We start from the raw sequence: 26,127 nt of genomic DNA, 5'->3' as shown, positions 1-26,127 counted from the left end.
GGGGTATTCTAGCCTCGCGCCCGGGACTGACTGAGAGACCCGCACCCCCCATTTCCGTCTGAGCCTCGGCAAGACCGGGGCTTTCGCGTTCGAGTGGCCGCTACTGTACCGAAACGCCCGGTTCCCGGTTCGCGTTCGCGCTTTGGGCGTGCAGCCGAAGCCCGAGGGCGCGCACAACCTTCATGATCGTGGTGAACTCAGGGTTTCCCTCGCTGGACAGCGCTTTGTACAGTCCCTCGCGAGCCATGCCGGTGTCCCGGGCCAGTTGGGTCATACCGCGGGCTCGGGCAATGTCTCCGAGCGCGGCCCGGATCAGGCTCCCGTCCCCGGGATCTTCAGCGAAGCAGGCATCGAGATAGAGGGCCATGTCCTCGTCCGTGTGGAGGTGGGCCACTGCGTCCCAGGGCTTCAGCGTCACGTTGGTCATGTCGTCAGTCTCCAATCTGCCGGGCCAGTTCGGTGGCCGCGCGAATGTCCCGTTGCTGGGAGTCCTTGTCGCCACCGGCCAACAGGATCACGATCTCGATGCCCCGCCGGATGAAATAGATCCGGTATCCGGGTCCGCAGTCGATCCGCATCTCCTGCACGCCCTTGCCGACCGTCTTCGCGTCGCCCATGTGTCCCATCTCCACGCGCCGCAATCAGGCTGCGATCCGGGCCTTGCCCTGACGGTCCCGCAGTGACTCGAACCATGCATCGAACGTATTGGTTGTCTGGATCGTGACCATTGGACCGTATTGTGAACCATAGTTCACTTGTGGTCACGCGCTGGCGTGTCGTGATGCAAACATCTCCTTTCCGGGCTGGAATCACCCAGAAACGCGGCATCAACGTAGAAGGAGTCCGAGAGATGCAGGACGTGCTGCCGCCGACGTTCCTTGAGCGCTGGGAAGTGTTCCTCGACGATTTAATAGAGGAGGGTACGCTCCGGGCGATGGCGCACGTACGTCGGCGCATCCACACCCTTGCTGGGTTCCCTGCCAGCCACCAACGGCAATATGGTCGCATCCGTGCGAGATTCTGCTGGCCTTCAGGATACCAAGCTCAGCGAAACCGTTGGCCCGCCTGCCCCCAACACCGAAGGGCGAGTGACGAATGTCCGCTTGAGGCAGGGCTGGAGACCCTCATCCGTTGAGGCCGAGTGGCAGCTCAGGGTCGAGACCCGGCATTGGCGGTGGTGGGGCCTGAGCATCCAACACACAGCACCTACTCGCGGAACAGATCCGCATGGCTACCGGTCCGGGCCAAGTGCAACTCGTCGCCGACAACGCGGTACAGCAGCAACCAATCCAGCTCGATATGTGCATCTCGGTAGCCACGCCAGTTTCCTCGCAAGGAGTGATCCTGGTACGCCTCCGGCAATGGGGCCTTCTCAATCAGCAGGCCCAACAGAATCCGCAACTTGCCCATATCCTTGCCACGTTTCTGAAGCCGTTTCACATCGCGTTTGAACTGGCTGGAACGGACCGCAGTCAGCATCAGATCCCTAAGTCCTTGAAGAGCTCATCAGCACTATCGAACCGCTTTCCTTTACCAGAATCCAGGTCTTCCAGCGCCTTGGCAGTAAGCGCGTTGGGCACCTGAACCGTGAAGGGAAGTCGCTGTTCATCAGCAATGCGCAGCATCAGCAAGCGGATCGCGTCGGACACCGACAACCCCATGGCCTCCAAGGCCGCAGTGGCACGCTTTTTGGTTTCGCTGTCGATACGAGCTCGAACCACAGTATCCGCACTCATGGTGTCCCTCCTGTTCTTCGATAGCTACAATGTAGCTACATCATACACATGAGAGGGCACCGCGTATATCCCGTACTGGCTCCGTCACGGGGGCGTCCACTCTCTAGACCATTCAGGTTCGACCCTGACGCAGGCGCGCAAGGGGCCGCCCGCTCCTACCCTGGTTCCCGAGCGCGGCCTCACTGCTGCCGATGCATGTGAAGGGCCAGGAACGAACGCGGGAATCAATCAGGCAAACCTGTAGCGTTTTCCGGAGGCAAGCCATCGTGAACCAGGCCGTGCCGCAGTGGCCGCTCGCGTGGCCACTCCAGCCGCTCACGACGGGCGCCTGTGAGACACCCCAGGTTTAGGGTTAAAAACGGGCTTACCGCCGGTGCGATTCGCGGAACGCTGGAACAGGTGAGACAGAGCTCGAAGGCTGAACCTGGTCTGGACCTCCAAAACCCTGCGCCGCAGGACACCCACGGCGGCTCGTTCCAGCTGCCTTCGCGCCGCTTGCGCGAAAGCGCGCATCCGTGGCGAACTGCCTATCGCGATGGAGCATTGGAGGTCACAGGTCTAGCCATGAGCATCGATGACAACGGATTGCTGGCCCCCGAACTGCCGCGGCTGGACCTCGCCACCGTGGAGCGGCAGGTGCAGCAGACGGGTGCCTACTCGGCGCTGGAGTGGCTGCTGGAATCGGCATTGCTGCCGTATCCAGCCTACGAACGCTGGCGCCTCGGAGAGATCCCGCAACTGGAAACGGCGATCGAGGCCTGCGCCGAGGAGCTGGCGGCCCTTCGGGAAGAGATCGCGCCCTTGGAGCACACGCGCCTGCGCGCTCAGGCGCGGGACTATCTGGCGCCGGCCTGCGGCGCCTCGAACGCGTGGAGTCAGCCTGGGTTTAACGTGAAAGTCACGGCCTGTCTCGTGTCCCGGGCGACCCGTAGGGCGGAAAAGCGCAGCGTCATCCGCCGTACGGCGTTCGCAGTGCCCAGGCACCCGCAGCACCCCGGGCGCCGGATGGCGGATGACGGCCTTCGGCCTTTTCCGCCCTACGCCTATTTCATCATCGGGGGTGGCCGCTAGCCATGACAGTTAGCGGCAATCCAGACGCTGGGCGTGGTCGCAGCCATCGGCATTGATGAAATGCTGGGTGCTCATGCGCTCCGGTGCCGGGCGCGTCAGTGGCTCGCCCGCCTCGGTCCGGGCGCGCACATGGTTGACGAAGCTCTGCGCGTATTCGGCGAAGGTGTCACGCACGCGCCCTTCGGCACTGGCGCGGGCGAACACCTCGTAGCCGTCCCCACCGCCGGCGATGAACGAATTGGTAACCACCGCGTAGCGCGCCTCCGGATCGATGGGCACCCAGTCGCCGGCCAAGCGCGAATTGACCTCGACCGCGCCGATGCGCGCGCCCGGGGGCGCGGACCGATCCACCGCAAAGCGCAGACCGGCTGCATACGGATACGCGCCCCCGCCGCTGTCGGGGTCGGCGACCGCCTGTTCGAGCGTTTCGATGATTTCCGCCCCGGACAGATCCAGCACATGCAAGGTATTGGTGAAGGGCAGGATGGTGAAGACATCGGCGATGGTGACTGGCCCGGCCGGGATGCTGGCGCGCACGCCGCCGGCGTTCTGGATGGCAAGGTCGGCGCTGCCCTCCCGCGCCAGGAAGGCCTTCGCCACCAGCGTGGTCACATGAGCGCCCTGGGCGTAGGTCTCCGCGCGCGAACACAGCGGCTCGGCACGCCCCTCGCCGGGCAGGCGGACCATGCAGAGGTTCTCGGCCGCCTCACCGATCACCGTCTCGCGCAGCTCGCTCAACGCGGCCGTGAACCCGTCGAGCAGCGCGGTACTTTGCGGGTCGGGAGATACCGGGTGCAGCACCGGATGGGCTTCCAGCGCGGCGCGCAGGTCGCGATCCGCGTCGCTGGCGTCCACCGGGATGCGCGGTCCGCCGGAACAGTCGATGACCCGCCCGTCGTCATCGAAACGAACCTGGAGTTCGCCCATCACGCGGGCGTACTCGAACGCCTGCACCACGCATACCGGATCCCCGTCGGCGTTGACCTCCAGCGTGGGATAGGGGCCATCCGGGCTGAACCCGAGTGGAACCAGCGCTTCCGCGTCGCCGAGCAGCGTGTGCGAATCCCCGCCCACGACCACGTCCACCCCCGACAGCGCGCGCGCCAGCGCACGCTCGTTGGCGTACTGGTAGTGGGTGAGCAGGATGATTTTCGACACTCCCTGGGCGCGCAGTCGGTCGATTTCGGCCTGTGCGGTCTCGACCTCGTCGAGGAAAAGCGTGCCGGGGTCGGGCGACGACGAAATCCGGGTCTTGCCCGCGATCACCAGCCCGATCACCCCGATCTGCCGTCCCGCGCGCTCGAACACGGCCGACGGCTGATAGCGCCCGCGCAGCGGGGAAGCGTCGTGCGCGACGACATTGGCGCCAAGAACGGCGGTCCCGCAGGCACCATCGGCCAGAAAATCGAGAAAGCGCGCCAGCGATGCGTCGCCGTGGTCGAACTCGTGATTGCCCAGCGCGAAGGCGTCGAAGCAGATCCGGTTCATCAGTGCGGCATCGGCCTCGCCTTCGAACAGGGTGTAGTAGAGCGTGCCGGTGATCGCGTCGCCCGCATGCAGCTTGAGCACTGCGTCGTTGGCGCGGCTGCGTTCGTCGAACAGCGCTGCGAGCAGGGGAAACCCGCCATGGTCCAGACGCAACGCCCCATCCGCAGCGCCCTTCCGCCCCGGGACGGCGGGATCGATATCCAGCGGTCGGGCTTCCAAATGGCTGTGATGGTCATTGATGTGCAGAACGGTCAGGGTGAACGGTTCGGCAGCGGGGGCCGTCGGCCGTATCTCCGGCGGCGCCCCGCAGGCGGCGAGCAGAAAAGCGGTGCAAACGGCAAGGCTGGCAATGCGCTTCATGGGCGTTTTCCCGGGGCGACCAGCAAGAGTAGACACCCCTTTCCTGCCCGGGTCCAGCGCCTGCCTTCGGTAGGCCGCAGCACGTCTCGCACAGGTGCCGGCGTGATCGCCGACGGCTTGTCAAATGAGAGCGGGCCAGACTACCACCGCGGAATCCGGGCCCCCACAAGGACCGGTTCTACTCGCTGCCCCTACGGAAAACGTTGGTCGGCAGCCTTGCGCTGCCCAGGGGATCGGGGCGGGTGCCCAGGACGACGGGCAGCCGCAGCGCGGCTGCCCCCCGACCTACCGCACCGGGGGCTTCCGAGCTTAGCGGTCGCCAGGCGCGCCCGCGGGCGGCTCCGGTTGCATTGCGCCATCGGAATCGGGTGGCGCAGGCATGCGACCTTCCGGTGGTGGGGCGCCCATGCCCTCGCCTTCGGCAGGCGGAGCACCCATGCCTCGCTCGGGCGGCGGAGCTTCCTCCGGGGGCGCTCCCCAGGTTCCTTCCTGCTGCTGTTCCATTCCCGGCTCTTCAGCCGGGAACGGCTCTTCCATCTCCGCACAACCCACCAGCAACGCGAGCGGCGCGGCGGCGAGCAGAACGAGTGTCATCTTCACATGTCGCATATCGGGACTCCTGTTGGGACTGAACCAGACCCGGGCCGCACCGGCGCGGCTCCGCAAACCGGGGCGAACGCCGGGCTGGAGTTGGAAATTCAAGAAGCTTTCTGCCGCAGGCCCGCGTGCCCTGGGCACGCTCCAGGCGGCTTCCGGACCGGGAGGGTCCGGTTAGGGCCAACGCGTCGGGGGCGCTCCGGCACCGTCATCGGCGGAGGGCTCGTCCGCTTCTTCGCGCCGCGGCGCCTCCTGGCCACCCTCCCAAGGCGAAGGCGTGCCCATGCCACCCTGCCGGGGCGGCGTCCCCATGCCCTGACCTTGCGGCGGCGCGCCCATGCCGCCTTCCCGAGGCGGCATGTCCATGCCCTGACCTTGCGGCGGCGCGCCCATGCCGCCTTCCCGAGGCGGCATGTCCATGCCCTGCCCTCGCGGCGGCGCACCCATGCCGCCTTCGCGGGGCGGCGTCTCCATACCCTGCCCTCGCGGCGGCGCGCCCATGCCGCCCTCGCGAGGCGGCATCTCCATGCCCTGCCCTCGCGGCGGCGCGCCCATGTCGCCTTCGCGGGGCGGCGTCTCCATACCCTGTCCTTGCGGCGGCGCACCCATGCCACCTTCCCGGGGCGGCATCTCCATGCCGCGCTCCTGTGGGGGCGCAGCCGTGCCGGCGCCGGGTGCTGCGCCACTGGGATCCGCGCCAAGACCTTGAGCAGCGGCCGCTGGCCCCAGCGTCACGAGGGACGCGATGGCAAGCTTCAATATCGTTTTCTGTCGTCTCATCGAAAACTCCGGTTGAGATGGTGATTTCGCTCTCTGCGGCCTGCATGTCACATGCCAAGCGGACGTTCGGACTCGAACAGCCGCTCTGAGCAAGCACTTGGGAGTTTTCTCCGGTCTGCCCGCGATGGTCCGGGGCCGGGAGATGCGTAGCACCGCGACACATGTGTCTCGCGGGCAGTATCAGAACGACACTGCAGCCCGACGCGAGTCCACAGACCTCGGGGCGCGCGTCGCGGGGCCGGAGGCCATGCGGGCACCGTCGGTCACGCGCACATGGGTCAGCAACGCGCCAAGCGTGAACTCGCAAAGCCGCAGCCCGTGGACGTGGGCCGCCTGTCGCGCGGCCTGGGTCAACTGATGGAAGAGCATGGTTCCTCCCGCTGGGGGTCGTTCGCCATCGTGCCGTCGCCGCTCGTGCCGCCCGCCGGCGTCGCCGGTTGCTGCCGGAACGGACCCTGCAGCAATGCGCGGGTATAGGGGTGCTCGGGGCGGTTCAGTACCCGCACTGCGGGGCCGCTCTCGACGATGCGCCCCGCCCGCATGACCCCGATGCGGTCGGCCACCTTGCGTGCCAACCCGAGGTCGTGGGTGACCATCAGCAGCGTCAGTCCCTTTTCGATCTGCAGTTCCAGTAGCCGTTTCAGCACCTTGGCCTGCACCCCGGGGTCGAGTGCGCTGGTGGGTTCGTCCGCGATCAACAGCGACGGCCCGGTGATCAGCGCGCGGGCGATGCAGACGCGCTGCAACGCGCCGAGATTGAGTTCGTGCGGGTAGCGCTGCAGGAACTCGGGCTCGCGGGCGAGATTCACGTCGCGCAGCGCACCGGTCACGCGCTCGCGCAGAGCCTCGCGCCCCAGCCGCGGTTCCTGGATGCGCAGCGGCTCGGCGACGATCTCGAACACGGTGAAGCGGTGGCTGACGGCCCGGGCCGGGTGTTGCTGGACCACGCCGATCTGGCGCGCGAGGAACGTCCGGTCCTGCCGCAGCCAGGATTCCATCGCGCGACCGCGAAAGAGGCACTCGCCCTGGTCGGGGCCGAGCATGCCCGCCGCCATCAGCGCGAGCGTGGTCTTGCCGGAACCCGACTCGCCGACGAGGCAGAAGGTTTCCCCGGCGCGCAGCTCCAGATCGGTGGGGTGCAGCGCGTGGACCTCGCCGTAGCGTTTCGCGACACCCTGCAGCCGCAGTTCGGTCACGATGCCGCCCCGCAGGCAGCGGATCCGACGCCCCTGGCTCTCCTCCAGTTCCGGTTCCTCGACGGAACACTCCGCCACCGCCTGCGTGCAGCGCGGCGCGAACAGGCAACCGCGCGCCGGCAGATGGCAGTCGGCGTGGCTCAGCGCCGATCCGACCAGATGCGCGTGTTCGGCCGCGCCGTTTCCCGTCGGGTGCCGGTGCAGCACGCGGTACAGCGCATCGCCGCGCACGCCGCCGAGGTCTCGATGCGTCTCCAGCCCCGCGACCGAGCGGCTCAATGCGAGGCTGTAGGGATGCCGTGGACGGGTCAACAATTCCGGCCCGGGCAACGTCTCGAACACCTGCCCCAGGTAGAGCACGTGGACCTCGTCGGCCAGCGCGACCGCGAGTTCCAGGTCGTGGGTGATCAGCAGCATGCCGGTGCCGGCGTCCGCAGCCTGCCGTATCCAGCGGCCGATGGCTCCCTTGGTCCCGGAATCGAGTGCCGCGGTGGGCTCGTCGAGCACCACGAACTCGGGTTCGAGGATCATCGCCATCGCGAGCAGCGCGCGCTGCAATTGCCCGCCGCTGATCTCGTGCGGATAGCGCCTGCCCAGCGACGGATCCAGACCGACCGCGGCCAATGCGGCGTCGGCCCGGGCTCCGGCTTCCGCCGCGCCCAGTCCGCGATGCACGCGCAGAGGCTCCGCGACCTGGTCGCGAACCCGGTGCACCGGGTTCAGGCTGCCCGCCGCGTCCTGGAACAGCATGGAGATTTTCTGCCAGCGCAGGGCGTTCCACCGCCGCTCGTCGAAGCCCGACAGGTCCACAGCGTCGAGCAGAATCTGCCCCGAGACCGCGGCCGAGTCCGGCAACAGTCCCAGCAGCGCCTTGCCGAGGGTGCTCTTGCCGGAGCCCGATTCGCCGACCAGCGCGACGATGCGGCCCGGTTGCAGATCCAGGTCGACGCGCTCGAGCGCCGTCAGCCGGTGGTCCTCGGCACGGTAGGTGACCGACAGCTCGCGCACGCTCAGCCGGCCCATGCCGCCCTCAACCGCGGGTCGAAAAAGCGTTCCAGACTGACGGCAAGAAACGTGAAGGCCATGATCAACAAGGTCAGCAACAGGATCGGTGGCAACAGCCAGTACCACCAGATGTCCAGGTAATAGAACGGCAATGCGTCGCTGATCGTGCGCCCCAATGACTTGCGCATCGGGTCGAACAGGCCGAGAAAGCTCAGCGACGCCTCCATGAACACCGCCATCCGCACCTTGGCGGCGAACGCGATCAGATACAGCGGGAACAGCTCCGGCATCATGTGCCGGCCGATCACGTACGCGCTCGAGCCGCCCATCTGCCGTGCCGCGGCGATGTGCGGGCGGTTCTTCAGACCGAGCGCCTGCGATCGGATCAGCCGGGCACTGGTCGGCCAGGCCAGCAGCGCGAGCACCAGCGCGAGTATCCAGGGCGAGGGCCGGTAGAACGCCGCGAGGAGAATCAGGATCATCACCGCCGGGATCGCCAGCAGCAGATCGGCGAGGCGCATCAGCACCTGATCCACCCAGCCGCGAAACCAGGCGCTGGACAGGCCGACGAGGATCCCGAGTGCCAGGCCCGCGGCCCCGGTGATCAGGCCAAACGCCAAGGTGTTGCGTAGCCCGGCGAGCAGCTCCGCGAACAGATCCATGCCGCCATCGTTCACCCCCAGCCAGTGTTGGGCAGACGGCGCCGCGAAGGGCACGTGGCTCATGTCCTGCGGATCGTGCAGGCTGAGCCACGGGGACAACAGGAGCAGCAGCGCCAGCACCGCGGCGAGGCTGACGCCGATCACGAACCAGGGGTCGACGAGCAGCCGCCGCCACAGCCCCGCACGCGGATCAAAGCGCGCGTCCATGCACCCTCACCCGCGGATCCAGACGCCCATACACCCACTCGAGCACGAGGTTCACCCCGAGCACCGCCAGCGCCGAAAACAGCACGATGCCCTGAATCAGCGGCAGATCCCGCGCCCCGATCGCGTTGAACAGCAGCGTGCCGAGTCCCGGGTAGGAGAAAATCGTCTCGACGACGAGTGCGCCGGTCACCATGAACGCGAACCGCAAACCGAAGCGTGTCGCCATCGGCAACAGCACGTTGCGCGCCGCGTGGGCGTAGCGCACCCGCATCGGCGGCAGCCCCTTCGCCCTGGCCGTGTCGAGAAACGACTGACCCAGCACCAGCACCATGCTGGCACGCGCAAGCAGGAAGTTGCCCGGGAACCAGGCGAGCAGCAGCGTCGCGAGCGGCAGCGCGAGGTGACGCAGCACGTCGAGCACCCGCTCGGCGAATCCGTACTCGACGTACAGCGTCGCGCCGCTCCCCGCCGGCAGCCAGCCCAGATGGTAGGCAAACACCATCAGCAGCAGCACGCCGGTGCCGATCTCGGGCACGCCCTGCAATACCGTCATGCCGCCGACGCCGGCGCGTTCGATCCGGCCACCGCGTCGCCAGGCAGCCTCGACGCCCGCGATGAACCCGAGCACTGTCGCGAGCAGATGCGCGCTGCCCATCAACAGCAACGTCCACGGCAATGCTTCGAGGATCAGGTCGGACACCGGGGTCCGCAACGCGTAGGACATCCCCCAGTCCAGCCGCCCGAGGGCAAGCAGATAGGCCCCGAAACCGGCACCGGCCTGCTGCAGCCGCTCGCGCAGCGCGGCCTCCTGTTCCTGCCCGAGCGCCACATGCGAATCCGCATACATCGCCGTAACGAAGTCGCCCGGCAGCCAGCCGGGCAACCGGTAGCTCAGGTAGACCATCGCCAGCGCCGCCAGGAAGTAGGCAAGCAGATGGCCGCGCCAGGTCAGCATGGCCTCAAGCGGAGCTGGGGACAGGTTTCATGATCTGCCCACGAGAAGCGGTGAGATCACGGCAACAGCGACACCTTGTTGTGCGGGATCGGGATGCCCTTCGCGATCCCGCCGGGCGTGAAGAACCAGCGCACTCCCTTCGCGGGATCGAACGCGGCGAAGGAATCCGGGTAGTACAGCGGGATCGCCGGAAGCTCCTCGGCGTGCAGATGCTGAATCCGCGCGACGATCTCGCGCCGTTCTTCGGGATCCATCGCCCGGAGTTGCTGGTCCAGCAACGCGTTCAATTCGGGATGCGCGTCGAACCGGGCGCTGTTCACCGATCCCGCGCCGTGGGCGGACGAGATCATCTCGTTCAGAATCCGCGCATCGCCGGAGATGCCGCCATGACCCGAGACCGCGAGATCGAAATTCCAGTCACGAACGCGCGTGTCGGTGCTGCCCTGCTCCAGGTTCACCAGTTCGGTGCGGATGCCGATGCGCTCCAGCTGGGCCTTGATCACCTCGCCGTCCCGATCCGCAGCCGTCTGTCCGCCCGCGGTGATGTTGGACACCAGCAATTCGATCCTGAGGGGAGTCCCGGCCTTCTGCAGGAAGCCGTCGTGGCCGCGCGCATAGCCCAGCCCCCGCAGCAGTTCCAATGCGCGCTCGGGGTCGTGGGCGTGATCCGGGGTGTCGGAGCTGTACAGCGCATGATCCGGAGACAGCAATCCGAATGAAGCCAGACGCCCGTGACCGCGCTGCGCCTTGTCGATGATCTCCTGCCGGTCGATCGCATGCGCCAGAGCCTGGCGGAACCGGCGGTCGTCGAACGGCGCCTTGCGGTGGTTGATCATCAGCTTCTTGTTCCAGCCGCGTTCGTCCTGAATGATCTCGAAGCCCTGGCGCTGCAGCGGCTCGACCATCTCCGGCCGGATGGTGACCAGATCCACTTCACCGTTGCGCAGCGCCGCGATCGGCTGCCCGATGCGAACGTAGACCAGACGCTTGGCCTTCGGCTCGCCGAGGTGGTAGTCGGCAAAGGCCTCGTAGAGATAGCTGCCCTGCACCGGATTGAAATCCACGAGCCGGTAGGGGCCGCTGCCGATGAAGGCTTCCGGGGCGGTGAAGCGGTTCGGATCCTCGATCCCACGCCAGATGTGCGCGGGCATGATCGGCATCGTGCCGGCAATGTCGGCGAGGAAAGGCGCATAGGGCTGGCGCAGATGAATGGCAACCTCGTGCGAACCCAGCACCTCGGCATGGCTGACGTCGTCGATGCCGATCCAGTCGTACGGGTGTTCCTGGAACAGCTCGATCGTGAACGCGACGTCGTCCGCGGTCAGCGGCTCGCCGTCGTGCCAACGGGCTTGCGGCTCGAGTTCGAACACGAAGGCCCGCTTCTCCGCGTCGTAACTCCAGGACCGCGCCAGTGCGGGACGGAATCCGTCTTCGTCTTTCCAGATCAGCGTGTCGAAGACCCAGCTCATGCGCACGTAGCCCGGACCGCGCGGGTAGTGCAGATAGGGGTTCGGATGCCCCCAGTCGCCGCGGCCGTCCCCGATCCGAATGTCCGGCAATGGCTCGCTCGCCGTGCTGACCGACACCCCGGCGGCGAGCATCAGCAGCAGTGCCAGCACGAGTAGACGGATACCAACCCCGGCGTTCTGCCGGCACTTGGTTCGGTTCATCGCCGCTCCCTCGTTCGGTCATGGGTTCGAGAAGGCCAGCAGCTGTCGCGACGCCGCCGCCGGCGTTCAGTGCCAAGCTGACACGAATGCCGGAATATTAACAAATCTGAATTCCTCATACTATCGACCGGGCCATGGCGTCGGGCGGACGGCGCAATGCCGGTGGGCGATCGCGCGAGCGCGTCAACCAGACTTCGCGGATGGGGCCAGCGTCGAAGGCCAACGTCGAAGGACAGGGAACGCAGAACGGGCCGAGCACGACGAAAGGACATATGCCAAGATGTCTAAACCATGGCCCCGCAAAAGAAGCAGGGTCCCATGGTCCAGGATGCGGCGGCGTGAACCAGCGCCGGCTCCGATCGTGTTCCGGCACAGATCGAACTGAGGAAGGATTTGTTCGATGTCTGCTTTCGATGACAGTGCCAGACATCTCCAGCGCCAAATACACTGGCTGCATGTCTACCTCGGCCTGGCGGCGCTGGCCTGGACGCTCACCTTCGCAGGGATGGCCTGGTGGACGGTCAACAGTCTGCATGACATGACCATGGATCTAGCCCGCAAGGAAGCGGAGGCCAATTTCAACAAGGATCAGGCGTTCCGCTTCTGGGGCGCGATGCATGGCGGCGTGTACGTGCCGGTCAGCGAGCAAACCCCGCCCAACCCCTGGCTGGCCCATGTCCCGGAACGGGACATTACCCTTCCCTCCGGGCGTGAGCTCACCCTGATGAATCCGGCATACATGCTGCGCGAACTCAACGAGCAGTTCGGGGAGCTGTTCGGTGTGCGCGGCAACATCACGAGCCTTGATCCGTTGCGTCCCGACAACCAGCCGGATCCCTGGGAGCGCAGTGCGCTGATGCATTTCCAGGAAGGCGGCGGAGAGGTCATGGAGGTCGCGGAGATCGACGGCAAGCCATACCTGCGCTACATGTCGCCGATGGAGACGGATCCCGGCTGTTTGCACTGCCATGGGCATCAGGGGTACCGCATCGGCGATATCCGCGGTGGGGTGTCCGTTGCGGTGCCCCTGTCCGGCTATCTGGAACACGAGCGCACGGCGGTGGGGCAGAACCTGGCCACCTTTCTCGCGGCCTGGGTGCTGGGTATCGCCGGGCTGCTGGCAGCGCGGCAGCGTCTGGTCCGGGACATGCGGGTGCGCCACGAGGCGAACGCAAAGATCGCCCGACTCAACGAGGGGCTGGAGGCCCTCGTTTCCGAACGCACGGCGGAACTCGAGGTGGCGCGCGACCGAGCCGAGGCGGCCAACCGGGCCAAGAGCGTGTTCCTGGCGAACATGAGCCACGAGTTGCGCACACCGCTCAATGCCATTCTCGGCTTCGCGCACCTGGCAAAACACGATTCCGGCGCCACGGCTCAGCTGCGCGAGTATCTGGACTTCGTGCAGCGCAATGGCGCACACCTGCTGTCGCTGATCAACGACGTGCTGGACACGGCGAAGATCGAATCCGGTCGCCTGACGCTGGAGGAGAGCACGGTCGACCTGCCATCGCTGCTCGATGACGTGGCCGACATGTTGCGCCCACGTGCGAACGAGCGGGGGCTCGAGCTTTCGGTATTCCGGGATCCCGCTCTGCCGGCACATATCCGTTCGGATGGACGCAAGTTGCAGCAGATACTGATCAATCTGGCCAGCAATGCGGTCAAGTACAGCGACCGGGGCGAGGTGCGGATCGCGGCCCGGTCCATCCAACCTCGCGGCGGGCAGGCGGTGCTGGAGATCACTGTCACCGATCAGGGAAGGGGGATCGACGACGAGGCCATCGCGCGTATCTTTGAGCCGTTTTATCAGGTGGATGGGGCCGGCCCCACCGAGGGAACCGGGCTGGGGCTGCCGATCACCCGGCAGTTCGTCGAACTGATGGGCGGCGAGATCTCGGTCGAGAGTCAGCCGGGTTCCGGTTCCCGCTTCACCGTTCGGCTGCCGCTCGAGAAAGCCAGGCCCGACCAGATCGAGCAAGCGGCCCCTGCACGCCGTGTGCTTCACTTGACTGAGGATCAGCCGGAGTGGCGGGTGCTGGTGGCAGACGACTCCGATGCCAACCGGCTGCTGTTGGTCCGCCTGCTGGAGGGCGCCGGTTTCTCGGTGCGGCAGGCGGCTGACGGCCGTGAAGCCGTGCAGCAATTCAATGACTGGCACCCGCATTTCGTCTGGATGGACATCCGCATGCCGGAAATGGATGGCCACGAGGCAGCTCGCCTGATTCGCAAGGCTGCAGACGGCGACAAGACCGTGATCGCCGCCCTCACGGCGAGCATTTCCACGGACGATCAGGCCCAAGTGTTCGCCAGCGGTTGCGTGGCCCTGCTGCGCAAGCCGTTCCAGCCGCATCAGATCTTCGAGACCATGCGACGGCATCTGGGGCTACGCTATCGCTATGCCGACGATGACCCGGCAACACGGGGCAGCTCCGCAGAATCCACCGATTGGGCTGGCGCGCTTGCCCGCCTGTCCCCCGATCGCCGCGGCACCTTGCGCGAGGCGCTGTTGGCAGGGGATGTCGATGCGCTGGAGACGCTCGTGTCCGACATTGCTCGGGACGATGCGCCACTGGCACGGGTCTTGCATGGGCCATTGGAGTCCTTCCGATACGATGAGGTGTTGGCTGTGCTGGATGGCAATGAGGCGGGAGAATGAGTCTGCTCAACGGTGGGGTGCTGGTGGTCGACGACAATCCGGCGAACCTGAAGCTGATGACCAAGGTACTGCGAGGGGCCGGCTACAACGTCCGCGTTGCGTCCAGCGGCCGGATGGCCCTGGAGTCGGTGAAGGCCCGCCTGCCGGATCTGGTGCTGCTGGACATCAAGATGCCGCAGATGAATGGCTTCGAGGTGTGCGAAAGGCTCAAGCAGGATCCGGCCAGCCGCGATGTGCCGGTGATTTTCCTCAGCGCCCTGCGCGAATCGGCCGACAAGTTGCGAAGTTTCGCGGTGGGTGCCGTCGACTACATCACCAAGCCCTTCGTTCCCGAAGAAGTGCTGGTCCGCGTTCAGAGCCATCTGAACCTGCGCGAGCTGCAGCTCGAACTCGAGCGGAAAGTGGCGGAGCGCACCCGCGCGCTACGCACGCTTTCGGCGGGGAACCAGGCCGTGGTCCATGCCCGGAGCGTGGAAGAGATGCTCGAGTTGATGGGCGAGGCCATCATTGGGGGCGGGTACCCGGCGGCACTCATCGCGCTGGACGATGGCGCCCGGTGCCAGGCGGGACGGGAGGACGTGCACTGGGATGAGGATCTGATGCCAGATGGCCCCTGCGGACTCTACGACGGCGATGCCGATCGCCCGGGGCACTCGATCATCCTGCCCTTGCGGCTGCAGGACCGCCCGTTGGGTCGGCTGCTGGTGTTCGCCGATGATCACCATGCCTTCTCGGAAATCGAGGATGTCCGGGTGATGGTGGAGATGGCCGGCGACCTGACCTATGGCCTGGACACGCTCCAAGCCCGTGAACAGCACCTGAAGGCGCGACATGCATTGGAACACTCGCTGGAGCGTACGATCGAGGCCATTGCCACCACACTGGAATTCCGCGATCCCTACACGGCAGGCCATCAGAAGCGTGCCACCCGCATTGCCGAAGCCATCGCTCACGAAATAGGACTCGACGAACACCGTCTCAAGGGGCTGTTCGTGGCGGGTACGATTCACGACATCGGCAAGATTTCGGTGCCGGTGGAGATTCTTTCCCGCCCCGGGAAGCTCAGCGTGGCCGAGTTCGAGATCATCAAGGGGCATGCGATTGCCGGATACGACATCGTCAAGGGCATCGACTTCCCCTGGCCGGTGCCCCAGATCATCCGCCAGCACCATGAGCGTTTGGATGGATCGGGTTATCCCGATGGCCTGTCCGGGAACGACATATTGCTCGAAGCGCGCATCCTCGCCGTAGCCGATGTGGTCGAGGCCATTTCCTCGCACCGCCCCTATCGGCCCGCGCTGGGCCTGAGTGCGGCCGTCGAAGAGATTCGGACCCACCGGGGCACCCGCTTCGATGCGCGAGTGGTCGACGCCTGCCTGAAACTGATCGATGCGGGACGGCTACCCCTGGCCGAATACTGAACCGAAGACGCAGCAGGCAACATTTGATGAATTCCCGAAGCCGACGTTGGATCGGGAATTCGAGCCAGGAGTGCCGGAACGCCTCCGGCTGCGCCCGCTTGCAATAGCGGCCGGCGGACGAACACGGACCCCGCGAAGGACGCGGGGCAGCCGAGGCCCTTTACATGGCTTTTCCGCATTCATCCGCAGGCCGCGTTCATGCTTCCCGACGCCTGCTGCCGGGAAAACGACCGTCAGTGAGAATGGCCGTGGTGATCGTGGTGGTGATCGTGGCCCGCACCGCTACCCGCGTGCTGCACGGGCGCATGAAGATGCAGATCCTGGAACCCTTCGACGTACAGGGTGATCGGCACGTGCTGCCCCTGCTGCAGCGGCTCGACCATGTCGATCAGCATCACGTGCAGGCCGCCCGGTTTCAGTTCCACCTTCCCGTGCGCGGGAATCACGATCGCGTCGACCTCGCGCATGCGCATCACGCCCTCGGCGTCTTGCACATGGTCGTGGAGTTCGGTCACCCGGGCCGCCGGCGATTCCGCCGCAATGATGTGCAGATCCGCATCGGTGAGATTGCGCAGCGTCATGTAAGCCGCGGTATTCGGCTGCGTCGGCGGCAGCAGGCGCACCCAGGCGTCGGACGCCAGTTCGACACCTGGCGGACAATCACATTCGGCGATGTCGGACCCGTGGTGGCCGGGCACGTGGTGGGCAAACAATGCAGAACTGCCCATCGCGCAGCCGACGAACGCGATGGCAGCCAACGCAGCCTTGTGGAAAGAACCTGATCGGTGTTGGCAATCCATTCCTAGCCTCCGTCGAGCGTGTTGGTTGGGTTCATCCTTCGCGTGGACGGCAGGCTACCAGGTCAACGTTTTCACATTGGGGTCGAACACCAGGCCGAGCACCAGCTCGGGATCCCCCATTTCGACCCCTTCGATGAAATCGGCCGGCGCGAGCCCCGCTGCGCGCGCGCAGGCCGCGCAGGCGATGACGCGGCCACCGTCCTCGATGAACGCCCGCAACATATCCTGGATCGAGGCCCCCTGCTCGGCCATCGGACCATGCACATCCGACGCGCGTTTGCGGTCCGCGAGATAGATGCCCCGAACGTTCAACCATACCGCAACCGGTTCATGGCCAGCCTTGAGCGCCCGCTGGTGCGCAAAGAAGATGGCCTTGCTGGCTGACCAGGTGTCATCGGTGGTCAGATTGACGAACAGCCCCTGGGTGTGCTCGTCATCGGCATGCGCAGCAGTCGCGAACCCGGCAAGCAAAACGAGCAACAGGGCGATAAATGCCAAAGGCTTCTTGATCATGAGTATCCTCGATTGGTGGAAATCTGGTGTGCCGGCGGAAGCGTGGCGCGAGGCGGCCCCTCCCTTGGCGCGAAGCAAGCGATGGGGGACACCGCGACCGAGCTTGAACAATTCGGGAAGGGTTCCCCGCACCCACGGCCTCTGCCGGCAACGTGGGTACAAGCAGCATTCGCGCCAAGACCCACAATGCGGGTCCGACGCCGATTGCGCCGGATGAGCATCCCAGTGAGTGCGGCATTTCACGCAGGTCGGCGCGGGAAGCGTTCGAAATAACGCAGGCATCGCCCGGCCCCGTTCTCCCGGAGGCCTGCATCACCCCAGGGCGGCTGGCGCGCGGATGGTCGGTCTTGGGGGTCCGGACGTAGCGGGCGCGGGGCTGCGGTGCGCCGGAGGGGGCGCACCGCGTCGAGCCGGCCTGCGCCCGGCTCAGGCCCGGCGTTCGGTACCGCGCAGCGCCGCGTCGAAGGCCTGAAGGAGGTCGGGTCTGTGCTCGGGAACGATCGCCTCGATCCGGGGGCGAATCGGCTCCGATGGCGGCGGCAGGTCTTCGAGTTCGCCGTCGCCGTCGACGCGATTCAGTTGCTGCCAACCCCGCTCGGTACGCATCAGACCCTTCAGGCGTTCGCCGGAAAACGCCCTGACCCATCGCTGCAGCGACGCGTGATCGAGCTCCCGATCCACGGGAAGCCACCAGCTCCGGCCGATGTAGCCGTCGCCACGGGTATCGACGGTGACCCAGTCGCCGGGTGCCGCGCCGGATGCGTGGTGGCCATGGTCATGGTCATGGTCATGGTCATGGTGACCCTGAGCGGCCTGGGCCTGCAGAAACGCGCGGGCTTCGGGGAACAGCGCGCCGCCGCGATCCAGACGCGGGCGACTCAACCACTCCACTGCCACCCGGCCGTTGGAGGTCTCGACCACCAGCGGGCGCGGCGCGGGCATCTGTGCAACGTAGTCCCGCAAGGCCTCGCGGTCGGCCTCGGTATACAGGTCGAGCTTGTTCGCCACCAGGATGTCCGCCAGCGCGATCTGGTCCCGCCAGATCGGATGCTCGCGATGCCGCAGGGACGCCAGATGGCGGGCGTCGATCAGCGTCATGGTCGCGCGCAGGTCCAGCACACCGGCATAGGGCGGTTCGGTCAGCGTGCGCAGGATCTGCGCCGGATGCCCGAGGCCGGTGGGCTCGATCAGGATCCGGTCCGGCCGGCGCTGGCGAATCAGGCGATTCAGCCCGACCGTGAACAGCTGCGCCGACACGCAGCACAGGCAACCACCGGGGATTTCCTCCAGCGCAACGCCGGTGTCCGCGAGCAAGCCGCCGTCGACGCCGATCTCGCCGAATTCGTTGACCAGGACTGCCCAGTGCTCGCCGCTGGGGCGTTGCCGCAGCAGGTTCCGGATCGCGGTGGTCTTGCCGACACCGAGAAAACCGGTGACGAGGTTGACCGGGATGTCCCGAGGCGGCCGCATTCCCGGGCCCGACATCAGGCCCGGCGTAACGCGGCCGGCAGGGAGAAGGTCACGTGTTCCTCCAGGCCGCTGGCTTCGCTGACCTGCTCCGCGCCCTGGGCGCGCAGGAACTCGATCAGTTCCCGCACCAGGATTTCGGGTGCCGATGCGCCGGCAGTCACCCCGATGTGGCGCTTGCCCTCCAGCCAGGCCGGCTCGACGTCCGCCGGACCGTCGACCAGATAGGACTCGACGCCGGCCCGCGCGCCGATCTCGCGCAGGCGGTTGGAGTTGGAGCTATTGCCGGATCCGACCACCAGCAGCAGGTCGCACTGGCGCACGAGTTCCTTCACCGCGTCCTGACGGTTCTGCGTCGCGTAGCAGATGTCCATCTTGCGCGGGCCCTCGATCCGCGGGAAGCGGGCGCGCAGCGCGTCGATGACCGCGGCGGTGTCGTCCATCGACAGGGTCGTCTGGCTGACGTAGGCCAGCCGATCGGGGTCGGACACTTCGAGGCCGGCGACATCCTCGGGCGCCTCGACCAGGTACATCCGGCCACCGTGGGCGGGGGCGAACTGCCCCAGCGTGCCCTCGACTTCCGGATGGCCGGCGTGCCCGATCAGAACCACCTCGCGCCCTTCCCGGGCATAGCGCGCCACCTCCAAATGCACCTTGGTGACCAGTGGGCAGGTCGCATCGAACACCTGCAGGCCGCGACGGGCCGCCTCGTCCTGCACGCGCTTGGGAACACCGTGGGCTGAAAAGATCACGACCTGGCCGTCCGGCACCTCGTCGAGTTCATCGACGAACACCACGCCACCGGCGCGCAGCCGATCGACCACATGGCGGTTATGTACCACCTCGTGGCGCACATACAGCGGCGCACCGAACAGCTCCAGCGCGCGCTCGACGATCTCGATCGCACGTTCCACCCCGGCGCAGAAACCGCGGGGATTGGCCAGCACTACGTCCACCGTCTCAGCCCTCGCCATCGGTTGCGGGATCGGCGGCCGCCGGCTCGACCGACACGATCTCCACCTCGAAGGTGAAGGGCTGCCCCGCCAGCGGGTGATTGAAATCCACGGTCACCGCGTCGCTCTCCACCGCCTTGATGCGTCCCGGCACCGCATCGCCGGCCGGAGTATTGAATTCGTAGATCATGCCGGGTTCAAGCGGCATGTCCGCCGGAAATGCGGCACGTTCGAGCACCTGCACCGCGGCCTTCACCGCAAAGGGGAACACGGTTCCGGGAGCGATCGCAATTTCCCGCCGCTCCCCTGCTTCCAGCCCGATCAGATGGCGTTCCAGCCCCGGTTCCAGCGTGCCGTCGCCCAGCACGAATTCCAGCGGTTCATCGCCCGAGCGGTCGGCAACGAAACCCTGCTCGAGCACCAGACGGTAGTGCAGCGTCACGCGGCTGCCCGGTGTCACCGCAGTCATCGCGCGTTGCCCTGGCGGTTCGGCCCGCACTGCTCGGTGCAGGTGGCGACGATCAGGCAGATCGCACCGACGGTGATCGCGGCGTCGGCCACGTTGAAGGCGGGCCAGTGCAGCCCGGCGTAGTGGAAATCCAGGAAATCGACCACCATGCCCAGGCGCAGCCGGTCGACCAGATTGCCCAGCGCACCGCCCAGGATCAGCCCCAGCGACGCCATCATCAGCCAGGCCTGGCGCGGCAGGCGCCGCAGCCAGACCACGATCAGCACGCCGACACCCAGCGCGATGCCGGACAGCAGCCAGCGTTGCCAGCCCCCGGCCGCGCTCAGGAAACTGAACGCCGCGCCGGGGTTGTAGACCAGCGTCAGGTTGAAGAAGCCGGTGACCTCGATCGGCGCGTACAGCGTCAGCGCATGCTCGGCCCAGAGCTTGGTGATCTGGTCGAGCACGAAGACGACCGCGGCGATCGCCAGCCCCGGCACCAATGCCGTCGCCGGAGCCATCAGGCGTACCGCCGCTGTTCGCCGGCGCCGGCCACGTTCTCGACGCAGCGCCCGCAGAGTTCGGGGTGCTCGGGATGGTGGCCCACGTCCGGGCGACGATGCCAGCAGCGCACGCATTTCGGATGTTCGCTCCTGCGCACGGCGATCGCGATCGCCTCACCGCTGTCCAGTGCCACCGGTTCGACGCCCTCGGGCGGTGCTGCCCGCAGCACGCGCGCGTCGGAGGTGATCAGCACGAACCGCAGCTCGTCGCCGAGGCGGTCGAGCAGCGCGGCCAGCTCGTCCTGGGCATAGACGTCGATCTCGGCGTTCAGCGAGCCGCCCAGGCCCTGCTCGTTGCGGGCCACCTCGATCGAACGCGCGACCGCGGTCCGCACCTCGAGGATCCGATCCCAGTCGCGCGCCGAGAACACGGCGTCGCCCGCCAGCGGCTGCAGACCGTCATACCACTGCGCGAACAGCACGCTCTCGGCGCGCTCGCCCGGCAGCAGCGCCCAGATTTCCTCGGCCGTGAAGGTCAGAATCGGCGCGATCCAGCGCGTCAGCGCCTCGGCCACGTGATACAAAGCGGTCTGGGCCGAACGCCGCGCGAGGCTGTCCGCGGGCGTGGTGTACTGGCGGTCCTTGATCACGTCCAGGTAGAAGCTGCCCAGTTCCACCGAACAGAAGTTGTGCACACGCTGGTAGATCTGGTGGAACTGGTAGTCGTCGTAGGACTGCACGACGTGGTTCTGGACCCGCAGCGCGCGGTCGACGATCCAGCGGTCGAGCGGCAGCAGGGCCTCGGCGGGCAGCGCGTCGCGCGCGGGCTCGAAGCCGTTGAGGTTCGCGAGCAGGAAGCGCGCGGTATTGCGGATGCGCCGATACGCGTCCGACATGCGCTCCAGGATTCCGGGCGAGATGGCCATCTCGCCGGAGAAATCGGTGGCGGCAACCCACAGCCGCAGGATGTCGGCACCCAGCGTCGAGACGACCTCCTGCGGCGCGACCACGTTGCCGCGCGACTTGGACATCTTCTCGCCCTTCTCGTCCACGGTGAAGCCGTGCGTCAGCACTGCCCGGTAAGGTGCCTGACCGCGCATCGCGACGCTGGTCAGCAGGCTCGACTGGAACCAGCCGCGGTGCTGGTCCGAGCCTTCCAGGTACAGGTCGGCGGGAAAGCCGAGTTCCGGGCGCTGATCGCTGACGGTGAAATGGGTGACCCCGGAATCGAACCAGACGTCCAGGGTATCCTTCAGCTTCACGAAATTCCCGGCGTCGGAACCGAGCAGCTCCTCGGGCTCGAGCGCGAACCACGCCTCGATCCCCTGTTCTTCCACGCGCCTGGCGACGGCCTCGAGCAGCGCCTCGGACTGCGGATGCGGGCGCCCGGTCTCCCGGTGCACGAACAGCGGGATCGGCACGCCCCAGTTGCGCTGCCGCGAAATGCACCAGTCCGGCCGGTTCTCGACCATGCCACGAATGCGCGCCTCGCCCCATTCCGGCACCCAGCGGGTCGCCCGGACCGCGCGCAGCGCGTCGCGCCGCAGATTGCCGCGTTCCATGCTGATGAACCATTGCGGCGTGGCGCGGAAGATCGTCGGCGTCTTGTGCCGCCAGCAATGCGGATAGCTATGATGAAACTTTTCCACCACGACCAGGCTGCCGCGCTCGCGCACCACGTCGACCACGTGCGCGTTCGCCTGATGCACGTTCTCCCCGGCGAAGTACGGCGTTCCCGGCAGGAAACGACCGTCGGGGCCGACCGGGTTCTCCACCGGCAGCCCATAGCGCTGCCCGATCGCGTAATCGTCCTGACCATGACCCGGTGCGGTATGCACGCAGCCCGTGCCCGCATCGACGGTCACGTGGTCGCCGAGGATCACGGGCACCTGGCGTTCCAGGAACGGATGCTGCAGCAGCAGACCCTCGAGGCTCGCGCCGCTCGCACGGCCGACGACGACGCCTTCGCCCAATTGATAGCGGTTCCGGCAGTCGTCCAGCAACGCCTCGGCGAGCAGCAGGCGTTCGCGCTCGAAGCGCACCAGCACGTAGGTCAGTGTCGGGTTCAGCGCCACCGCCTGATTGGCCGGCAGCGTCCAGGCCGTGGTGGTCCAGATCACCACGCTGACCGGCTCGTCGGAATCGCCGTCGAGCTCCAGCCGCCGCAGCAGGTCGAGCTCGTCGACCACCGGGAAGCGCACGTCGATCGCCAGCGAGGTCTTGTCCTCGTATTCGACTTCCGCTTCGGCCAGCGCCGAGCCGCAGTCGACGCACCAGTGCACCGGCTTCTCGCCCATCTGCACGTGGTCGCGCGCCATGATCTGGCCCAAGGCCCGGATGGTGTCGGCCTCGACGCGGTAGTCCATGGTCAGGTAGGGGCGGTCCCAGTCGGCCAGCACGCCCAGGCGCTGGAAGTCGGCGCTCTGGCCTGCGACCTGTTCCGCCGCGTACTCGCGGCAGGCGGCGCGGAACGTCGCCGGATCCACATCCTTGCCGGCCTTGCCCAGTCGCTGCTCGACCTTCAATTCGATCGGCAGGCCATGACAATCCCACCCCGGAACGAACGGCGCGTCGTAGCCCGACAGCGTCTTACTCTTGGTGATGAAGTCCTTCAGGATCTTGTTCACCGCATGCCCGACGTGGATCGAGCCGTTGGCATAGGGGGGGCCATCCGCGAGCACGAAACGCGGGCGGCCGGCACAATGCTCGCGCAGCCGCTGGTAGCGCCCTGCCTCGGCCCAGTCGCGCAGCCAGCCGGGCTCGCGCTGCGCCAGCCCGGCCCGCATCGGGAACGGGGTCTCGGGCAGATTCAGCGTGTGCTTGTAAGGGTTCGGCGGGGGCGGTTTGCGTGCCATGGGTCGATTCCGAAGCGCCGGTCAGGCCGGCTGATGCAGTGAGTGATGCGCGAACACCGCGCGGGCGCCGGCGACATCGCGCTCGATCTGGGATTTCAGCGCGTCCAGCGACTCGAAACGCTGTTCGCCGCGCAACTGGGCCAGCGGTTCGAACCGCACCAGCTGGCCGTACAGGTCCGGGCTGGCGTCCAGCACATGCGCTTCCAGGCGCTGTTCACGGCCAGCGACCGTGGGCCGCCAGCCGATGTTCGTCACCGCTGCCATGCGTGCGCCGCCGCGCAGGAACAGCCAACCCGCAAACACCCCGCGCAACGCCAACGGCTGCGGGCCCAGGCGCAGGTTGGCGGTCGGGAAGCCGATCACGCGGCCGCGCTTGTCGCCGTGTGAAACCCGGCCGCAGAGCGCGTAGGGGCGCCCGAGCAGCCGGGCCACGGCATCGAAGTCGCCTTCCTGCGCAGCGGCGCGCACGCGCGTGCTGCTGATGCGTCCCGCGCCGTCGCTGAGTGTCGGGGTCGCTTCCACCGAAAAGCCCATCTCGGCACCCATCCGCTCGAGCAATGCATAGTCGCCGGTTCGGCCCTTGCCGAAACGGAAGTCGTCGCCGACCAGCACGTGCCGGGCGGCCAGGGTGTCGCGCAGCACGCGTTCCACGAAGGCTTCGGCCGCCAAACCGGCCAGGCCGGGGCCGAAGCGCATCAGCCAGACCGCATCCAGACCGGTGGTGCGCAGAAAATCGATGCGGTCACGCAGGCGCTGCAGCCGGCCCGGCGCGCGCTCCGGCGCAAAGAATTCCAGCGGCAACGGCTCGAAGGTGATCAGTACGGTGGGCGCATTCAGCCGCGCACCGGCGTCGAGCAGCCGGGAGACCACCGCCTGGTGCCCGCGATGGAAGCCGTCGAAGTTCCCGATTGTGACCGCCGCGCCGGAATACACCGGCCCGCGGAAGGCCAAGCCGCGCAACAGCCGCATCGCCACACATCCGCGCAAAAGCGGAAGTATACCCCGGGCGCCCCTGGCCACACACCTTCCCCCTGGCAGGCCAGGGGTTCCAAGCGCGCGGCCGGTCCCCGGGCAACGCCCAGTGTTCGCGGCGTTCTCCAGGCCGCGCCCCCCGAGACCCGGCCGGCCGGCGCCGCGTTTGGGAAACCGGCGGGCGCGGAGAGCGCAGCATCAGGCATCGCGCAGCAGGAACTGGCGCGGGCGCAGCCCGGCCAGCAGCAGCACCGCGAGGAAACTGCCGGTGCCGGCAGCGATCAGGCCCGACAACACCAGCCCGCGCTGCGCCGCGCTCCAGTCCGACCACTGCCCCCAGCCCGGAGCGGCCAGCGCGAGCACCGCCACCATCACCGCCAGCGCCGTCCACAGGCCGCGCTGGAACCCGGGCAGCGCCGGGCCGGGGCGGTAGATGCCCTCGCGCCGCAGCCCGCGATACAGCAAACCCGCGTTCAGATAGGCCGAGGCGGACGTGGCCAGCGCCAGGCCGGCATGCGCGCCGGGAACGCCGGACAGGTACCAGGGCAGGACGAACAGCGCGTTCAGCCCCATGTTCGCGAGCATCGCGATCACCGCGATCTTCACCGGGGTCTTCGTGTCCTGCCGCGCGAAGAAGCCCGGCGCCAGCACCTTGATCAGGATGAACGCCGGCAGACCCAGCGCATACGCGGCCAGCGCCATCGCCGCCATCCGGGTGTCGTGCTCGGTAAAGGCGCTGTACTGGATCAGCGTCGCGAGGATCGGCACCGCCAGCACGATCAGGCCAGCCGCGGCAGGCAACGCGACCAGCAGCGACAGCCGCAACGCCCAGTCCAGCGTACGCCCGAACGCGGCCGCATCGGCGCGCGAATGCTCGCCCGACAGCCGCGGCAGGATCACGGTCGCGATCGCGATTCCGAACAGCGCCAGCGGCAATTCGACGAAACGGTCTCCGAAATACAGCCAGGAGATCGAACCCGCCACCAGGAACGACGCGATCACCGTGTCGACCAGCAGGTTGATCTGAACCACCGAAGTGCCCAGGATCGCAGGCAGCATCAGCCGCACGATCTTGCGCACCCCCGCGTGTGCGCGCCGGAAACGCGGCCTGGGCAGCAGGCCCGCGCGCAGCAGAAACGGCACCTGAAAGGCCAGTTGCAGCATGCCGGCGACGAACACACCCCAGGCCAGCGCCACTACCGGCTCCGGGAACATCGGCGCGGCCCAGAGCGCCGCGGCAATCAATGCCAGGTTCAGAAATACCGGCGTGAAAGCCGGCACCGCAAAGCGCCCGATGCTGTTCAGGATTCCGGCAGCCATCGCGGTCAGCGAGATGAACAGCAGGTAGGGGAAGGTGATGCGCAGCATCTGCACCGCGAGATCCTGGCGCCCCTCGGCCTGAGCCAGACCGGGCGCGAACACCCAGATCAGCCAGGGCGCGGCCAACACGCCGATCAGCGTGACCAGGGTCAGCGCAGCCAATAATGCTCCGGCGGTATGATCGAGCAGGTCGCGCAAGGGCACGCGCCCATGCTTCTCGCGGTACTCGGCGAACACCGGCACGAAGGCCTGCGAGAACGCTCCCTCGGCGAACAGGCGGCGAAAGAAGTTCGGAATCCGAAACGCGACGAAGAACGCGTCGGTCGTGGCACCCGCGCCGAAGGTGACCGCCAGCACCATGTCGCGCAGGTAGCCGAGAACGCGAGAGATCAGCGTCATCCCGCTGACGATCGCGGTGGAACGGAAGATGCGGTTCACGGCGGGCCTGCGTCGCGAAAACCGGGTAGTGTAGGCGACGCCGGCCACCGGATG

The 26,127-nt window shown here is 67.1% G+C and carries 24 protein-coding genes; 3 read left to right on the top strand and 21 right to left on the bottom strand.

The features are described 5' to 3' along the window. Positions 1–100: 100 nt before the first annotated feature. From THITH_RS01035 to THITH_RS01020, 4 genes are all read right to left on the bottom strand, one after another. Positions 101–427, bottom strand: coding sequence for an addiction module antidote protein (locus THITH_RS01035; protein WP_006746378.1), 327 nt, complete (start codon positions 425–427; stop codon positions 101–103). Between the two features lie 4 nt (positions 428–431). Beyond that, a complete protein-coding gene (locus tag THITH_RS18855) occupies positions 432–632 on the bottom strand; it encodes a type II toxin-antitoxin system RelE/ParE family toxin (protein ID WP_456300607.1) in 201 nt (66 codons plus the stop codon). A gap of 574 nt (positions 633–1,206) precedes the next feature. Continuing rightward, positions 1,207–1,479 (bottom strand): type II toxin-antitoxin system YafQ family toxin, encoded by a 273-nt coding sequence (locus THITH_RS01025; RefSeq protein WP_006746381.1) that lies wholly within the window; start codon positions 1,477–1,479, stop codon positions 1,207–1,209. After that, complete coding sequence (locus THITH_RS01020) at positions 1,479–1,736, bottom strand: type II toxin-antitoxin system RelB/DinJ family antitoxin (RefSeq protein WP_006746382.1); 258 nt, start codon at positions 1,734–1,736, stop codon at positions 1,479–1,481. Before THITH_RS01020 ends, THITH_RS01025 begins: the two co-directional genes overlap by 1 nt. A gap of 891 nt (positions 1,737–2,627) precedes the next feature. On the opposite strand from THITH_RS01020, the gene THITH_RS17295 reads away from it, so the two are divergent. Next, the gene (locus THITH_RS17295) at positions 2,628–2,807 is read left to right on the top strand and encodes a hypothetical protein (protein WP_084222695.1); all 180 of its coding nucleotides are present in this window, start codon (positions 2,628–2,630) and stop codon (positions 2,805–2,807) included. Positions 2,808–2,816: 9 nt separating this feature from the next. On the opposite strand, the gene THITH_RS01010 is transcribed toward THITH_RS17295, so the two are convergent. The 8 genes from THITH_RS01010 to THITH_RS00975 all read right to left on the bottom strand — a co-directional run bounded on the left by THITH_RS01010 (position 2,817) and on the right by THITH_RS00975 (position 11,727). Then, positions 2,817–4,655 (bottom strand): bifunctional metallophosphatase/5'-nucleotidase, encoded by a 1,839-nt coding sequence (locus THITH_RS01010; protein ID WP_006746384.1) that lies wholly within the window; start codon positions 4,653–4,655, stop codon positions 2,817–2,819. Positions 4,656–4,964: 309 nt separating this feature from the next. After that, positions 4,965–5,264 carry a hypothetical protein gene (locus THITH_RS01005; protein ID WP_006746385.1) on the bottom strand — a complete coding sequence of 100 codons (300 nt, stop codon included), beginning with the start codon at positions 5,262–5,264 and terminating at the stop codon, positions 4,965–4,967. Positions 5,265–5,426: 162 nt separating this feature from the next. Continuing rightward, entirely contained in the window at positions 5,427–5,888 is a 462-nt protein-coding gene (locus THITH_RS01000) for a polyadenylate binding domain-containing protein (RefSeq protein ID WP_006746386.1), read from the bottom strand. A 324-nt stretch (positions 5,889–6,212) separates the two neighbouring features. Beyond that, positions 6,213–6,401 carry a hypothetical protein gene (locus THITH_RS00995; RefSeq protein ID WP_006746387.1) on the bottom strand — a complete coding sequence of 63 codons (189 nt, stop codon included), beginning with the start codon at positions 6,399–6,401 and terminating at the stop codon, positions 6,213–6,215. Continuing rightward, entirely contained in the window at positions 6,383–8,251 is a 1,869-nt protein-coding gene (locus tag THITH_RS00990; protein ID WP_006746388.1) for an ABC transporter ATP-binding protein, read from the bottom strand. Before THITH_RS00990 ends, THITH_RS00995 begins: the two co-directional genes overlap by 19 nt. Beyond that, positions 8,239–9,102, bottom strand: a complete 864-nt coding sequence (locus tag THITH_RS00985) for an ABC transporter permease (protein WP_006746389.1) — start codon at positions 9,100–9,102, stop codon at positions 8,239–8,241. Before THITH_RS00985 ends, THITH_RS00990 begins: the two co-directional genes overlap by 13 nt. Then, entirely contained in the window at positions 9,086–10,057 is a 972-nt protein-coding gene (locus THITH_RS00980; RefSeq protein ID WP_006746390.1) for an ABC transporter permease, read from the bottom strand. Before THITH_RS00980 ends, THITH_RS00985 begins: the two co-directional genes overlap by 17 nt. 56 nt (positions 10,058–10,113) lie before the next feature. Then, positions 10,114–11,727: an ABC transporter substrate-binding protein gene (locus THITH_RS00975; RefSeq protein ID WP_006746391.1), complete on the bottom strand. Its 1,614-nt coding sequence runs from the start codon at positions 11,725–11,727 to the stop codon at positions 10,114–10,116. A gap of 400 nt (positions 11,728–12,127) precedes the next feature. Here THITH_RS00975 and THITH_RS00970 point away from each other — a divergent pair, with 400 nt between their 5' ends. Next, positions 12,128–14,383 (top strand): ATP-binding protein, encoded by a 2,256-nt coding sequence (locus THITH_RS00970; protein WP_006746392.1) that lies wholly within the window; start codon positions 12,128–12,130, stop codon positions 14,381–14,383. Continuing rightward, positions 14,380–15,804 (top strand): HD domain-containing phosphohydrolase, encoded by a 1,425-nt coding sequence (locus THITH_RS00965; RefSeq protein ID WP_006746393.1) that lies wholly within the window; start codon positions 14,380–14,382, stop codon positions 15,802–15,804. The genes THITH_RS00970 and THITH_RS00965 overlap by 4 nt, the downstream gene beginning before the upstream one ends. Positions 15,805–16,037: 233 nt before the next feature. Here THITH_RS00965 and THITH_RS00960 read toward each other — a convergent pair whose 3' ends face one another. From THITH_RS00960 to murJ, 9 genes are all read right to left on the bottom strand, one after another. Next, complete coding sequence (locus THITH_RS00960; protein WP_006746394.1) at positions 16,038–16,604, bottom strand: copper chaperone PCu(A)C; 567 nt, start codon at positions 16,602–16,604, stop codon at positions 16,038–16,040. Positions 16,605–16,658: 54 nt separating this feature from the next. Continuing rightward, positions 16,659–17,117, bottom strand: coding sequence for a DsrE family protein (locus THITH_RS00955; protein WP_006746395.1), 459 nt, complete (start codon positions 17,115–17,117; stop codon positions 16,659–16,661). Between the two features lie 426 nt (positions 17,118–17,543). After that, positions 17,544–18,587 (bottom strand): CobW family GTP-binding protein, encoded by a 1,044-nt coding sequence (locus THITH_RS00950; protein WP_025367162.1) that lies wholly within the window; start codon positions 18,585–18,587, stop codon positions 17,544–17,546. A 14-nt stretch (positions 18,588–18,601) separates the two neighbouring features. Further along, on the bottom strand, positions 18,602–19,558 hold the full coding sequence (ispH, locus tag THITH_RS00945) for a 4-hydroxy-3-methylbut-2-enyl diphosphate reductase (protein ID WP_041483379.1): 957 nt from the start codon (positions 19,556–19,558) through the stop codon (positions 18,602–18,604). Next, complete coding sequence (locus THITH_RS00940) at positions 19,545–20,006, bottom strand: FKBP-type peptidyl-prolyl cis-trans isomerase (protein WP_006746398.1); 462 nt, start codon at positions 20,004–20,006, stop codon at positions 19,545–19,547. The genes ispH and THITH_RS00940 overlap by 14 nt, the downstream gene beginning before the upstream one ends. Then, positions 20,003–20,506 carry a signal peptidase II gene (gene lspA, locus THITH_RS00935; RefSeq protein ID WP_006746399.1) on the bottom strand — a complete coding sequence of 168 codons (504 nt, stop codon included), beginning with the start codon at positions 20,504–20,506 and terminating at the stop codon, positions 20,003–20,005. Before lspA ends, THITH_RS00940 begins: the two co-directional genes overlap by 4 nt. Next, positions 20,506–23,343, bottom strand: a complete 2,838-nt coding sequence (gene ileS / locus THITH_RS00930) for an isoleucine--tRNA ligase (protein ID WP_006746400.1) — start codon at positions 23,341–23,343, stop codon at positions 20,506–20,508. The genes lspA and ileS overlap by 1 nt, the downstream gene beginning before the upstream one ends. Positions 23,344–23,364: 21 nt before the next feature. Beyond that, on the bottom strand, positions 23,365–24,312 hold the full coding sequence (ribF, locus tag THITH_RS00925) for a bifunctional riboflavin kinase/FAD synthetase (protein ID WP_006746401.1): 948 nt from the start codon (positions 24,310–24,312) through the stop codon (positions 23,365–23,367). A gap of 201 nt (positions 24,313–24,513) precedes the next feature. Beyond that, positions 24,514–26,073, bottom strand: a complete 1,560-nt coding sequence (murJ, locus tag THITH_RS00920) for a murein biosynthesis integral membrane protein MurJ (RefSeq protein ID WP_006746402.1) — start codon at positions 26,071–26,073, stop codon at positions 24,514–24,516. Positions 26,074–26,127 lie beyond the last annotated feature (54 nt).

The organism is Thioalkalivibrio paradoxus ARh 1, from assembly GCF_000227685.2.
Classification (GTDB): Bacteria; Pseudomonadota; Gammaproteobacteria; order Ectothiorhodospirales; family Ectothiorhodospiraceae; genus Thioalkalivibrio; species Thioalkalivibrio paradoxus.
This window is presented reverse-complemented; position numbering and strand designations above follow the sequence as displayed.